Origin of the sequence: Sphingobium scionense (genome assembly GCF_014197035.1) — a bacterium.
In the GTDB taxonomy this organism is placed as follows: Bacteria; Pseudomonadota; Alphaproteobacteria; order Sphingomonadales; family Sphingomonadaceae; genus Sphingobium; species Sphingobium scionense.
Genome location: NZ_JACIEU010000035.1, coordinates 1 through 13,228 on the forward strand (window position 1 = coordinate 1; position 13,228 = coordinate 13,228).

The window sequence follows — 13,228 nt, forward strand, 5'->3', positions numbered from 1 at the left end:
CGCAAGGAAGCCCGTCACATCAACGTTCCGCCATCCTGACAGGGGGTCCCTTTTGCGCGCCGATAAGGGGTCCCGTTTGCACGCCGATTGACAGCGGTTGGCCACAGAATTTGTCGCGGTCATCGGGAAAGACGTAGAAGCCCGAGCAGCCGACGATCGCGCTGACGCAGCGATAGTCCTCCTGGAGGAAGCTGTCGGTGGGAATCTCTTCCCCGTTGGCCTTGAGCACGGTGTCTTGCCATGAGAGGTGCCAGCCACCGAGCGGCTGACCTGTATGCACGTCGACATGGGCCTGCGGGCTGCCGAAGGGGAGCACAGCCATGGCCGCGAGCGGGGCGCCCCCAATGCCGTGGGTATCGCCTCCCAGCCGGCAGGCGTTCACGGCGATCACGAACGGGAGGTTCGGATCGACCGCCTCCCGTTCCTGGCATTTGAGATAGCCATCACGCTTGGCTTTGATGACGGACGTCCAGCGCAGGAGCATCTGGTCGGTGGGAACCATCCCAGCGGCACTGGTGCCCCCATCCTGCCACTCCTGCGGCAAGCCACCCTTGGCGGCGTCGCCCGGCTGTGCGGCTACCGCCTCGATATAGATCCGGCCATCGACCATGAAGTCGGGGCCCTTGTCCTCGCTGGCCATGTTCCAGCCGAGGTCCTGAAAGCGTCCATAGAGCATCGCTTCCCAGATCCGGCTCGCCACCTTGCCGAGATCGCCGCTCCCGAACTCGTCGAGGAAATGGCTGTCGCGGCAATCCGACTGCGCGAACCTCGCCACCATTGGCGTCAGATAGTTCGCGATGTCGGGATCGCCGCTTGGCCAGATGCGGGAGAATGTATCGCGAATGAGCGCAGTCAGTTCGTCGTTATCGCTCATTTGGTGCCGGGCCGACCATCAAGGCAGGGTAGGGGGCGACGCCTCGGTCCTCAGGGGCTCGAGGCGTCAACCTCGACTAGCCGTTGAGCTTGTCTTTGACGGCTTTCGCCACAGTGAAGGTGAGCTTCCTGGACGCCGGAATCTTGATGGTTTCGCGGGTGGCCGGGTTACGGCCGTCGCGCGCGGGCACGTCCTTGACTTTGAACTTCCCAAACCCGTTGAGGCTCACTTCCTCTCCCTTGGCGGCCGCATCCGCGATTGCCGCGAAGACGAGGTCGACCGCCTTGCGGGCGTCCGCTTTGGTTGTGCCGGTCTGGCTGGCAAGGGTTTCAGCAAGCTCACTATTGTTCATTCGGATGATCCTTCATCACAGTGGAAGTCGGGCCCTGTATAGCTGCCTGAATAGGCCTGCGCCATCGGCGTACCAGTGCTGCATGAAAATGTCGGCCCTGCGGTCAGCAGACCGGCTCATGACACGATAGGCGAATGCGTTAGCCTGCCTGGCGGACCTTTCGGGCCTTTTCGGCAAAACGGCGCGCCATCTGCCGGTGCGCGAGAATGCGCTCGCTACAAGTCGACCGCGCGGCCGCACGATATTCACCCGTGGCGCGCTGCTTGTAATATTTGAGACTGAAATCCGCCATGCTGGTCTCCGGCAATCCAACTGTCGATGTTCCATCTCTGTGAGCTGTCCGAAAACTATACCATCAATGTGACCGGAGTCGCATTCCATACGGAGGCCAGTGCCTACAAGGCCTTCTCCGAAGTCTTCGATTTGTCGTTGTGGTGCCGTTCGCCATAGACCGGCGCCGGCTGATCGAGTGTTCCGCAGCGCTTTATTAGTGCTGCTCCCATGCTGTAAGGGGCACGTATGGCAAACCGAATTCCGCTCGACCCCAAGCTGCCGAAGTTATTCGACTCCACGCCGAACGAACGGCGCAGCAAGGCCCAATTAGATGCATGGTGGGATCGCCCTTTCGGGGTGACGATGGCCGACGGCCGTATTGCTGTTCGATGCTTGAACGGTGGGGCCTGGGATCGGTCTACGCATCTTGGCGTGGCCGATGACTACGACGCGGCTTGCGCGCTGGCCGAGGCCAAACAGGCTGATTGGCTGCGCGTCCGCGAACGGCCAGTTTTGAGCCCTCAGAATGGGCAAATTCTGCTTCTAAAGATGTCGCAGCGGCCCGACGAAAACATGGTGACGGTAGGCACCTTCGCCACGGTCGAAGCCGCGAATGAATACGTCCGAACGAACTATCCCCAGCCGTGAAGCCGCATGACGGCAGCGGTTCACAATGATCGAACCCGTTCGCGAACTACGGCACGCCACCGCCTTTGCTTTAGTGCCAACTGTGTCACTTTACCTCTCGCCAGGTAAAGTGACGTAGGTGGCAAACATCACGATCCGTCAGGTTTGCGGTTCGATATGCGGATGATGTTGACCAAGGCCGCGACGATACCGAGGGCAATTACGATGAGCAGGCCCCGGGGACCGGTGCCTGCAAACCTGTCGTTGATCCAGCCGAGCAGGGCACCGCCGGCAACGCCGCCAAGGAGTTCGGCCAGCACGCGATTACCGAGGCTGTAGCTGGCATCGGCACCTGTAGGGCAGGGTGGGTTCGTTCCTCTTCGGCGGTATGAGCCGCCGCGAGGCGATCCTTTAGGCCATCCAATCGGGGATCCTCCCCGATAAGATCGGGGTCTGATTCATCTTTGCTCATGGGGCGGGTCTAGCATGGTGTGAAGACGAGAAAAATGACGGGGAGGGGTGAAGTGACACGGATGGCAAAAGTGCCGTCTGCCGTCTCCATGAGCATTTGGGGGATTCACAAGAGTCCAGCTTTGTGCTTGATTCGTTCCATGATCCAGCAGGACCTCTTCGCGGCGGCGACGCCCCAGCGGACGACGGGCATGCCCGACATCGTACGCATTATCGCCGAGCACTCGGCGCGGCCGCGCTATACCTTTATGGTGCTTGACCTGATCGCGCGGGTTGCGCGGGCCAACGGGCAGGCGGGACCGCTCGTTCGCGAAGGCGAAGCACTTGTGCCGATCCGCGAATGGCTGGCCGCGACGATCGCACCCAGCGGCGCGCGTCATCATCAGCGCCGCGCGACCGCCGACAAGGTCCGAACTGCGCTCGTCGGCCGGGGAGAGTTGCCAGGTGATCCGACCGAGGCCGACCGCCTGGTCGAGGCGGAAGTCAGTGAGCGTGTCCGCGAAACCGGCATGACGGCAATCAGCCGGGCGGTGTCGGAGCTGGTGAGGGCCGGGCTGATCACGCGGCACTACCAGGGGTTCTTCGTCGATCATGAAAACCGCGGCGCTCAGCGTCATGCGGTCTACACCGTGACCGAGGCGGTCCGAACCGCGCTTCACCCAGGCATCGCCACCAGCGAACATCGACGGCAACCCTATGTCCGCGGCGCGCATGGGCAGCCCCGGGCAGAGGCAGCGCGCGCCTCAGGCTAAATCCCCGGTGCGTGCTGCGGCAGAGCGCGCTTTTCCTGGCGCTCCCATGTCTCGATCAGGAACAGGGCCAGCGAACTGGCGGCGTTGATCGCGAGACGCGCGATGCGCGGGTCAATCCGCCGGAAGCCCTTTTCACGCCCGTGAGCGTCACCACCATGCGTTCGTAGCGCACCGATGCCTTTTGCAACCGATGTCAGGCCGCTCAGGATCTGGCGGACGTCTGCTTCCACTGCGGCGGGCAGGTCGCTGCGCCCCGGCGACAGGTTCAGCGGCTCCTGGACGGCGCGGATAAGGCCGTCGATATCCTTTCGGGGCGGCAGCGGCAGCCCGAGCTCGATGAGGATGGATCTGCAGACAGCCTCGATGAGTGAGCATGCGGCGGTTACTGCATCTTCGGGGTCATCCTGGAGATTGGGGAGGGCGCGCGCTATCTCCATCTGCACCGTGTCGAAGTCCAGTGTTTGGACTTTCTGAATGAAGGGTTCGACGATCGTCCCGGAGCTCTGGCGTCTGGTCAGTACCGCTTTGCCGCCGACGATGACCACCGCCAGCTCGTCTGCGGCGAGCGCTTTGTTGAGATGCTCGCGAACTGCGGTCGCCTTATCGGGTTCTGTAAGATATTCGCGCGGATCGCAGACCTTCTCGATGATGCGCGTGATGTAGACATCGCTCTGGCCGTCATAGTGATTGGCGGTCTGACGCAGGAAATCCGTCGTCGCGGGCACGCGAGAGCTCGCGCCGATACGCATGTCGAGGCCGCAATCGAGGAAGAATTGTTCGATCTTCGGGCCCGACCGATAGATTCCGATCGCCGGGTTGTTATCGTTGCCGGCGCCGCCCGTGATCGTATCGACCAGCGCCTTGATGACAAAGGCAGAGAATTTGTCGCTCATGGTTTGGTTGCCGGGAGAGCAAGGACCGATTGCTTTCCGTCCATCCAGGCAGCGGCCACATGGCTGAGCGCGATCACTTCAGGTGGCCAGCGCAAGCGTGTAGCCCGACAGTTGAGAAAACTGCCGCGCGACCGCTCGGACTCTCCCAACATCAATGCCCATTTTCTCGACGAACTCCCGTTGCAGAGCTGGATCGACCTCGGAGAAAAAGGAGAAAGCGGCAGCGCTGAAGTTGGTCGCGCTGCTAGGATCAGCGATTAATGCCGCGAGTTCATGTGCGGAGAGCTTCGCGCCATAAGGAGCGGTCACCGTCGCCAACACCAAGCTTGCCACCTTTGCCATTCCAACATGTTATCCGGTCGCTCCCTTAGCGCAAGGTAGCGGCGATCATGCACTGTCGGTGCGGTCCGAGCCGCACTTCACCTGAGTATCGCGACCAGCGAGAACCGGCAGCAGCAGTATGTGCGGGGCACACACGGCCGACTTCGAGGGATAGAGGCGCGGTCGGATCGTGGGTTCTTTGCATGAATTTTTAATGAGATTAGTTGCAAAATCCAAGCCGGAAGCATATCTGCCACGCATGGAAACAGGAAGCATGTCCGCCCTTGCGCAACTCAAGCGCCACCTGCGTCCAGGTCAGGTTTACCGCCGCAAGGATCTGGCGCGCTGGTCGAACGCGGTCGACCGCCATGTGCGTCAGCTTGTCGATGAAGGGCGGCTCGAGAAGGTGTCGGCGGGCGTCTATATGGCGCCGCGCAAGACCCGGTTCGGTGTCGCGCCCGCAAAGCCTGAAAAGCTGGTCGAGACATTTCTCGGCGATGATCGGTTCCTGCTGGTCTCTCCAAACGCATTCAACGGGCTTGGCGTGGGCATGACCCAACTCCACAACGAGCCCGTAGTCTATAATCGTAAGCGCCATGGTCGGTTCAAACTGGATGGACGAACGTACGACTTTCGTATGCGGTCTTCGGTTCCCAGGCGGCTTTCCAAGGAAGTCCTGCTTGTCGATCTCCTGCATAACATCGACCGGCTCCCGGAGGACAAGGCGGCAATCCTTCCCCGTGCTCTTGCCAGGGCAGGGGAGATGGACCGCGGGCGGCTCACGCGCGCGGTGAAGGAGTACGGTTCGGCTCGCGCTGAACGGCTTCTCGCGCCCGTCCTGCGACCGGCTCAAGCTGCTGCGGCCTTCCATGCTCCTGCATGACAGCAAGGACTTTTCCGACCTCCTCGCGGTGGTTGCGCGCGACCAGGCGATCGATCCCGGTCTCGTCGAGAAAGACTATTGGATCATGCACGGCCTATGGGGGCTGCAGCAGTTGGGCTTCGCCTTCGAGCTCAAGGGCGGCACCTCCCTGTCCAAGGGCTACGGCCTGATTCATCGTTTTTCGGAAGATCTCGACATTCTGATCCACCCGGACGGCGACCTGCCGACAGGCAAGAACCAGAACAAACTGATCCATGTGGACGCGCGACGGGCCTTCTATGATGGCCTGGTGCCGAAGCTTGCGATTGCCGGTTTCGAAGGCGCAGAACGCGATCAGGCATTCGACGACAGCCGGATGCGCAGCGCCGGAATTCGTCTTCATTACCCCAGTGCCTATCCGCTGCCGGAGGGCGTGAAGACTGGCATCTTGCTTGAAGCCGGCTTCGATCAGGTGGCGCCAAACCGGCCCTGCCTGATCAGTTCATGGGCCTATGACAGGGCTGTTGCATCCGGCTTGAAGGGATTGATCGACAACCGCGCCGTCGACGTGCCCTGCTACGAACCCGGATACACGCTCGTCGAGAAGCTGCAGACGATTTCGACGAAGTATCGCAAACATCTCGAAGACGGCAGCATGCCGCAGAATTTCCTGCGCCACTATTATGACGTCTATTGCTTGTTAGCGGCCCCCGACGTCCAGGCGTTCATTGGTTCGCCGGAATATATCGCACACAAGGAGGCCCGTTTCCCGGCGGCCGACAACGGGAACATCGCCGAAAACTCAGCCTTTCATCTCGAAGACCGGGAAACCCGCGAGCTGTTCCAACGGGCATATGAAACTACTCGCGCGCTCTATTATCGCGGGCAACCGCCCTTCGGCGACATCCTAGCGAGGATCGTCGAGCACGCCGCTCGACTTTAGCGCGAATTTCAGGCTCGACCGTCGCCAGTAAAAGACCCCTCCCCGCGCAATTTTCTCACTTACCATAATTGATCGTTATGGTAAGTATATCACCGCGAAATCGGCAGGGAAGGGGCAATTCCTCAGATGACAACAATCTCGGAAAAACCACGCGGCACAGCGGTGCCGCGTCTTGTGCCGCATAGTCATAACGCCCGGCGCGTGGGCTCGTAGCAAGCGATGTCCGAAAAGCCCACCAACGGCTCCAATGCGGAAATCATCGTCGTCAAGACCGGCGACGCAGCCCTGCCGACGCGCTCGCGGAACGCGGACGCCGAAACCGTCGATACCCGGCTCTTGCGCACGATCGGCGGCATCGTGCCAACCGATCTGCCAGCGATCAGCCAGCTCGGGCTCGAGACGACGCTGGCGGCCATGGCTGACGCGACCAAAGCGGCAATCGCCGCCGATCTCGATTGCTGGCGCGACTGGTGCGGCGAGGAAAATCGGACACCGCTGCCGGCCGATCCCGAAGATATGGTGCGCTATGTGAATGCGCTCGACGCCAAGGGCAAAAAGCCCGCGACGCTCGCGCGCCGCATCGCGAGCCTCGGCTCTGTACACCGCATGATGGGATTGGCGGGCGATACCGCGCCTACCGACGCGCCGATGGTGCGCGCGGCGCTCAAGGCCGTCCGCCGGCGCCGGGGCGCTCGACAGCGCCAGGCAGCCCCCTTGCGGCTGGGCAAGGCGCTGGATACCCATGTCACCAAGGGTTTCACCCTCGCCGCACTGCTCGACGCCTGTGGCGGCGATTTGCAGGGGTTGCGAGATGCCGCCCTGCTCTCGCTGGGCTATGATGCGGGCCTGCGGGTCAGCGAACTCACCGTGGTGGAACGTCTGCAAATCGATCAGCAGGAGGATGGCTCGGCGACGCTGTTCATCCCCTTCTCGAAGACCGACCAGGATGGCGAAGGCGCCTGGGCGTGGCTCTCGGCCGAAACCATGCGGCGGGTTCACGCCTGGGAGGAGGCAAGCGACATCAAGGAAGGACCGCTTTTCCGCCGGGTCGGCGTCGATAGACGGCGCGCGCAGCAGGCAGAACCGGAAACTGCTCTGGCGCGAACGACTTATTCCGTCGGGACAGCATCGCTTACCCGGCAAGGCGTCAACGGCATCTACCGCCGTATCGCGCTGGCCGCCTACGACAAGGGACTGGTGACGCTGCCGGCGGGCAAGCTGCATGACGCGATCCAGGCCCTGTCCACCCACTCTCTGCGTGTCGGCCTGACCCAGGACCTGTTTGCAGCGGGGGAGGATGGCGTCGGCATTGCGCAGGCCCTACGCTGGAGTTCGCCGGCAACCGCGCTGCGCTACGGCCGAAAACTTGCTGTCCGTAGCAATGTTGCCGCCCGCGTCCTGTCTCGCGTCCGTGGTTGAAAGGACAGCTTCTCCACGTCGAAGACATGAGGCGAGCTGCCGCGCGACGGGCTGATCCGCGGCGTGGGATCGTCGTCATAGTGTCAGAGATCGTCCGGGGAGCGTTCTAGGGGCCAGCTGTCTTAGATCGACCATAACGTCGAATCGGTCGTGGACGTGGTCCGTGACCTCACCGGCGGCCGAGGCGTTGACCTCATCGTCGATCCGGTGGGTTCCACCCTAGCGACATCCCTCGCCGCGCTCCGCGACGAAGGAGTCTTGGTGTCCGTGGGCAATGCCGGCGGCGAGGCTCTGACAGTGGATTTTTGGCCAGCGGTGCAGCGAAATCAAACGGTCATCGGCGTATTCATGAGAACCGTCCTGTCACGTGCAGCGGTGCGCCAAACCATCGACATGATGCTCGCCGACGTTGCGAAAGGCAGTCTCACCGTGCCAATCGACAGAAGGTTTCCGCTCGCCGAGGCAGGGGCCGCCCATCGGTATGCCGAGGACAACAAGGTCCTCGGCCGCATCGTGCTGATCCCCTGACGCCGATTTCGCCCAACCGCTACCGAGCGCCTGCTGTCAGGCGATCGCGCCCGCGTCGGCGGTCAAGGTGGTGCCTGTAATTACACTCGCCGCAGGACTTGCTAGAAACACGACCGCATTCGCGATTTCACTCGGCTTGGCGAAGCGGCCCAGAGACGTCAAACTCCGTTGGAAATCTGCCGCCGGGCCGTCTGCGGGGTTCGCGTCAGTATCCACAGATCCGGGCTGCACGAGGTTCACGGTGATGCCCTGCGGCCCGAGTTCACGTGACAACCCGCGAGTGAAGGACGTAAGCGCGGCCTTTGACATCGCATAGGCCGTTACGCCCGGGAATGGGACGCGTTCGCCGAGCCCCGACCCAATCGAGATTATGCGCCCCCGAGCGGAGAGATGCGGAATGGCGGCCTTCGCGAATAGCACTGGTGCTCGCACGTTGACGTCCATCAGCTTCTGATACTCGGCCACATCGAGGTCGGCGATCAGACCGGAATGGCCGATCGCCGCGCTATTGACGAGAATATCAAGACCACCGAGCGCCGAGACGGCCTCGCTCACGGCGCGCGTGATCGCATCCGGGTCTGCGCTATCGGCCTGTATGGCGACCGCGCGACGTCCGACACCATGTATAGCTTGAGCAACCTCGTCAGCCTTTTCGGCGGCGTGCTGGTAGGTGAACGCGATGTCCGCGCCGCTTTCGGCCAGCGCCAGCGCGATCGCGGCTCCGATGCCTCGCGAAGCTCCCGTAACCAACGCACGTTTTCCATTCAGATCGATCATATATTTGTCCTTTTCTACCATTTTGACGCTGCCGGTGGCGCGAGTCCGTATGATGCAAGGCGCGAGCAGTGTGCAGCTCAGTCTCAGCTCGTCATGTTGTGTGAAAGCTATCGCCGCCCGTCACGTCCGCCTCGCGCAAGTGCACGATTGGCGTCGGCAATTTGGTTCGGAGCCTCGTCATCGCTTCGCATTTCCTTCCGTCCTTGAGATAGGTCAGCGACAAGGAAACGGCATTCCCGATACTACCTTACTCTTGCCTGATCCTACCAAGTGACTAACTAATGGGTATGTTTGATCTCGAGATTGCGACCCGCCGCCTGCTTGACGATATCGCACCCCATATTGCTCCGCGTGGCGCGCTTGTTGGGCAGGCAACACCTGTTCCACGCTTGACGCTATGGACGAGCACGAGTGTCACGCCCCCCACAGCGGCGGTATTTGAGCCTATGTTCTATGCCGTCGCGCGTGGCGCAAAAGTCCTGACGATGGGCGCCAACCGTTTCGAGATGTCGGCCGGCGACTGCGCTGCGTCATCCTTTGGGCTGCCCTATTCTCATCAGCTCATTGGCGCGACGCCGGATGCTCCGTATGTCGGCATCAGCCTCCATCTGGACGTCGATAGGCTCACAAGGGTCGTACTCGACATGCCTAAACATCAGGAGCGATGGACATGCGCGGTAGCGGCGGGCGATCTGGGTGGCGTGGTCGGCGAAGCGTTCACGCAACTCGTCGGCCTTGTGAACGCGCCTGACGACATAGGGGTGCTCGCGCCACTCTACGAAAGCGAACTCTATTATCGTCTCCTGCAAAGCGCGATGGGCGGTACGCTACGTCAGATCGTGGAGCGGAACGATCGTGTTCGGCAAATCAAGGCGGCCGCAGACTGGCTAGGCGCCCATAACGACGAACCAGTGATCATCCAGGAATTGGCAGCAAGCGCAGGCATGAGCGTGACTTCATTTCATAGGCACTTCAAGGCTGTTACCGGATACAGCCCGCTCGCCTTTCAGCGTCAAATGCGCCTTCTCGAAGCTAGAAAGTTGCTTGTGGCTGGCAGCACCAATGTGGCGCGTGTTGCATTCGAGGTGGGCTATCAAAGCCCGGCCCAGTTCAGCCGAGAATACAAGAACATGTTCGGCAACTCACCGCTGATCGATCTGCAGCGCTGACCTGACCTGATGATGTTCAGCAGGAACAAATGCTGAGAAACCCGGGTCCTCGCGTGCAACGGGACGGTCGAGACACGTATTTCGCCGTCCGTCAGAAATCATTGCGCAAGGAGGTAGAGCTGTTTCTCTCGGTAGTCCCAGACAGTCTTGAAATTCCGCAGGAAGACAAAACCGAGTTCGAGTTCTGTATCTTCGGTAATTCCAACCGGCGCTGCGCTGGCCGACGCGCCCTCTTCGACCTCGATGCCCGGAGCGCTGACGTCGATCCTATCGGCAATCCGAACAGTCGCTAGGTCGAATGTGTCCGGGTTTTCCGTTGAGCTTAGCTGACCACCGTCAAGCAGGCGCCGTCTTTTTTCCTCACCGATATTCAGAGACCCATACATGCCGGTGTCCAGGCTGACGATCGCATCCACATCGCCGATACGCGCCCGTATCAAAGGGATGTTGGGGAGCTTCCGGGTTTCGAACGGCAATGCTGCAACGAGCTTTTCGCCACCCAGAAATCTGTCAGGACCTTCTTCGTAGAAGGTTACTTCTAAATGCTGATAATCAAGTTTCATAGCGTAGCTGGAGAAAAATCCGTAGCCGATCCAGCCTAAAAAATCTGGCGTGATCTTCTCGAGCATACGCGCGTCCTGGCTCCGCACGCTGGTTACGCGCGGATAGTCGATATCCCCGATACGAATCTTCCGGACCTCAGAATGGAGGCGCACATCGTAGGTCTGGCCACTGCCGAAATGACCGGTGCCTATCTTGCTTCCCCCAACTAACGGCACCCGATGATCGTTGATCACAAGGGCATCCTGCATACCGGTGTCGAGCATGAACTTGCCCCTCACACCTGCGATCTCGCCCTCGATGAAGGGAAACTCCCGGACCATGACAAGAGGCAGTGTAACTGTCTTGCCGGCCAGCCGCATTTCCGGAGCGCGGTCTGATTTGGTTGAGATTGGAGGATTGGCGGTCGCAGATAGAGGTGTCACCAACGCTACCAAGAGCGACAGCTGTATCGCTTTACATCGCATGATGACTTTCAGATTGGCCGATAATCCTGATTGAGGGCCCTCATCGGAAGTAGTGATGGCCGCTTTAATCTCCAATTGCATTTTTCTGGTCGCTTTCGTTCGTCGGCATTGTTGGCTGGTTCACTTTCCACGTGAGTGGCCGTCCGGCTCTTACAACACTCGTTCATTCCCGGACTCGCGCGCGAGCGTGCCCACTAGCGGTTCGGGCCGGGGCTGAAGGAGCAGCCGATCGCTTCCTGACATGGCGTCTCCCTGGACCTGCTCGGAAAGGCGCTCATCGTCGCGACGGCGGATATCTTCAGCAACGTCAGCAATCTCAGCCTCGGGAAAGCCCAGCACGCGCAGACCTTCAGCGCCCATCACATAGGCGGACTCGACTGTCTCTCGGACCTGATAGCCTACGCCAGCCCGGATCAATTCCACCGCATGCGCACGGTCGCGGCTTCGAACCAGGAGTTTCGCCTGCGGAAACTCATGCTGCGCCAACTCTACGATCTGCATCGCAGCCTTGGGATCATCGATGCAGACCATGATGACATCGGCACCGCCTGCGCCGGAATGATGCAGCACATCGAGCCGCGCGCCGTCTCCAAAGAACACCTTGAATCCATATCGCTCCGCGTCACGGATTCGATCTGGATCGTTGTCAATGACTGAAAGGTCAACGCCCTGGGCCAGAAGCAGTTGGGAGGCGATTTGCCCGAACCGTCCAAAGCCTATTATCAGCACGCGTCCTTTCAGGTCACGGGCATCATCGACGCCGTCCATCGACGTCTCCGTCCGCAAGACCCGCTCGGCCGCGATCATCAGCAGCGGGGTCAAGGCCATCGAAAGGATGACGACGGTGGCGAAGACGGCATTCTGTCGTGAGTCGATGACGCCACCGGCCGTTGCAGCCGTGTACAGGACGAATGCAAACTCACCGCCCTGGAGGAACATGGAGGTGCGATGGAGCGCCTGGTGATTGGAGCTGCCGAAAAGCCGCGCGACTCCATAGACGACCACGGCCTTGGCGACCGTGAAGGCAGCCAGCATGGCAAGCAGAAGCCGCCATTCGGCCGCAACGATCGCGAGATCGAGGGACATGCCGACAGCTAGGAAGAAAAGCCCCATCAGTAGGCCGCGAAAGGGCTCGATGTCGCTTTCTATCTGATGGCGATAGCTCGAGTTCGACAGCATGACGCCGGCGAGGAATGCGCCCATGGCCATCGAGAGGCCCGTGACGTCCATCAGCAACGCTGCCCCGAGCACAACGAGCAGTGCTCCCGCCGTCAGGACCTCGCGGGTCCGCGCACGGGCGAGGAGCGCGAAGAATGGATTAAGCGCCCAGCGCGAGATGCCGAGCAGCGCGAACAACGCGGCAACTGCAACCAGCAAATTCGCCCATGATGCCTCCCCGTGAGACAAGGGTGACAGAAAGCCGACCACCGCAAGGAGCGGAACGATCATCAGATCCTCGAAGAGGAGGATCGCGACAGACTTCTGCCCCTCGCTCCCCGATATCTCTCCGCGATCCTGCAACACCGACATGATGACGGCTGTCGAGGAGAGGACGAAGCCAGTCCCGGCGATGAATGCGACAGGGCCCGGCAAGCCGAAGAGGAGCGCGCCGGTCAATCCCAGGGTGGCGATAGCGGCAGCGACTTGCGCAAGCCCCAGCCCAAAGATCTGGCCGCGCATCGCCCATAATTTATAGGGTCGCAGTTCGAGCCCGATGACGAAGAGAAACATCACCACGCCAAGTTCGGAGAAGTGAAGGATGGATTGCGCATCGGTGAAAAGACCCAGCACCGATGGCCCCACCAATACACCGGCGCCGAAATAGCCGAGCACTGATCCCAGTCCGAGCCGCCTGAATAGCGGCACCGCAAGGACAGCCGCGCCCATCAATGCGACGGCAGGCCCAATCGTTTGTCCAAGGCTTACATCAGCCATGGTC

The 13,228-nt window shown here is 60.9% G+C and carries 16 protein-coding genes; 7 read left to right on the plus strand and 9 right to left on the minus strand.

From position 1 onward, the window contains the following. Positions 1-19 precede the first annotated feature (19 nt). From GGQ90_RS25125 to GGQ90_RS25135, 3 genes are all read right to left on the minus strand, one after another. The gene (locus GGQ90_RS25125; RefSeq protein WP_188084297.1) at positions 20-874 is read right to left on the minus strand and encodes a hypothetical protein; all 855 of its coding nucleotides are present in this window, start codon (positions 872-874) and stop codon (positions 20-22) included. Positions 875-950: 76 nt separating this feature from the next. Beyond that, complete coding sequence (locus tag GGQ90_RS25130) at positions 951-1,226, minus strand: HU family DNA-binding protein (RefSeq protein WP_066769761.1); 276 nt, start codon at positions 1,224-1,226, stop codon at positions 951-953. Positions 1,227-1,365: 139 nt separating this feature from the next. Next, on the minus strand, positions 1,366-1,518 hold the full coding sequence (locus GGQ90_RS25135) for a hypothetical protein (RefSeq protein WP_156448168.1): 153 nt from the start codon (positions 1,516-1,518) through the stop codon (positions 1,366-1,368). Positions 1,519-1,745: 227 nt separating this feature from the next. Between GGQ90_RS25135 and GGQ90_RS25140 the strand changes: the two genes are divergently transcribed. Then, complete coding sequence (locus tag GGQ90_RS25140; protein WP_066769765.1) at positions 1,746-2,147, plus strand: DNA-binding protein; 402 nt, start codon at positions 1,746-1,748, stop codon at positions 2,145-2,147. A 128-nt stretch (positions 2,148-2,275) separates the two neighbouring features. Here the strand turns inward: GGQ90_RS25140 and GGQ90_RS29915 are convergent, their stop codons facing one another. Next, entirely contained in the window at positions 2,276-2,446 is a 171-nt protein-coding gene (locus GGQ90_RS29915; protein WP_331711466.1) for an AtpZ/AtpI family protein, read from the minus strand. 291 nt (positions 2,447-2,737) lie between these two features. Between GGQ90_RS29915 and GGQ90_RS25150 the strand changes: the two genes are divergently transcribed. Continuing rightward, positions 2,738-3,349, plus strand: a complete 612-nt coding sequence (locus GGQ90_RS25150) for a hypothetical protein (RefSeq protein WP_066769767.1) — start codon at positions 2,738-2,740, stop codon at positions 3,347-3,349. On the opposite strand, the gene GGQ90_RS25155 is transcribed toward GGQ90_RS25150, so the two are convergent. Together GGQ90_RS25155 and GGQ90_RS25160 are read right to left on the minus strand one after the other, a co-directional pair. After that, entirely contained in the window at positions 3,346-4,242 is an 897-nt protein-coding gene (locus GGQ90_RS25155; RefSeq protein WP_066769770.1) for an abortive infection family protein, read from the minus strand. The genes GGQ90_RS25150 and GGQ90_RS25155 overlap by 4 nt on opposite strands. 78 nt (positions 4,243-4,320) lie before the next feature. Continuing rightward, positions 4,321-4,584: a hypothetical protein gene (locus GGQ90_RS25160; protein WP_066769773.1), complete on the minus strand. Its 264-nt coding sequence runs from the start codon at positions 4,582-4,584 to the stop codon at positions 4,321-4,323. A 253-nt stretch (positions 4,585-4,837) separates the two neighbouring features. On the opposite strand from GGQ90_RS25160, the gene GGQ90_RS25165 reads away from it, so the two are divergent. From GGQ90_RS25165 to GGQ90_RS25180, 4 genes are all read left to right on the plus strand, one after another. Beyond that, entirely contained in the window at positions 4,838-5,446 is a 609-nt protein-coding gene (locus GGQ90_RS25165) for a hypothetical protein (RefSeq protein WP_066769803.1), read from the plus strand. After that, complete coding sequence (locus GGQ90_RS25170) at positions 5,433-6,368, plus strand: nucleotidyl transferase AbiEii/AbiGii toxin family protein (RefSeq protein ID WP_066769775.1); 936 nt, start codon at positions 5,433-5,435, stop codon at positions 6,366-6,368. The genes GGQ90_RS25165 and GGQ90_RS25170 overlap by 14 nt, the downstream gene beginning before the upstream one ends. Positions 6,369-6,587: 219 nt before the next feature. Continuing rightward, positions 6,588-7,787: a tyrosine-type recombinase/integrase gene (locus tag GGQ90_RS25175; RefSeq protein ID WP_066769777.1), complete on the plus strand. Its 1,200-nt coding sequence runs from the start codon at positions 6,588-6,590 to the stop codon at positions 7,785-7,787. 126 nt (positions 7,788-7,913) lie between these two features. After that, entirely contained in the window at positions 7,914-8,315 is a 402-nt protein-coding gene (locus GGQ90_RS25180; protein WP_082733607.1) for a zinc-binding dehydrogenase, read from the plus strand. Positions 8,316-8,351: 36 nt separating this feature from the next. On the opposite strand, the gene GGQ90_RS25185 is transcribed toward GGQ90_RS25180, so the two are convergent. Further along, the gene (locus tag GGQ90_RS25185) at positions 8,352-9,092 is read right to left on the minus strand and encodes an SDR family NAD(P)-dependent oxidoreductase (protein ID WP_066769789.1); all 741 of its coding nucleotides are present in this window, start codon (positions 9,090-9,092) and stop codon (positions 8,352-8,354) included. Between the two features lie 287 nt (positions 9,093-9,379). On the opposite strand from GGQ90_RS25185, the gene GGQ90_RS25190 reads away from it, so the two are divergent. Continuing rightward, positions 9,380-10,261, plus strand: a complete 882-nt coding sequence (locus GGQ90_RS25190; RefSeq protein ID WP_082733608.1) for an AraC family transcriptional regulator — start codon at positions 9,380-9,382, stop codon at positions 10,259-10,261. A gap of 98 nt (positions 10,262-10,359) precedes the next feature. On the opposite strand, the gene GGQ90_RS25195 is transcribed toward GGQ90_RS25190, so the two are convergent. Together GGQ90_RS25195 and GGQ90_RS25200 are read right to left on the minus strand one after the other, a co-directional pair. Continuing rightward, a complete protein-coding gene (locus tag GGQ90_RS25195; RefSeq protein ID WP_125723805.1) occupies positions 10,360-11,370 on the minus strand; it encodes a pepsin/retropepsin-like aspartic protease family protein in 1,011 nt (336 codons plus the stop codon). Between the two features lie 69 nt (positions 11,371-11,439). Further along, complete coding sequence (locus GGQ90_RS25200; RefSeq protein WP_188084298.1) at positions 11,440-13,224, minus strand: monovalent cation:proton antiporter-2 (CPA2) family protein; 1,785 nt, start codon at positions 13,222-13,224, stop codon at positions 11,440-11,442. Positions 13,225-13,228: the final 4 nt, after the last annotated feature.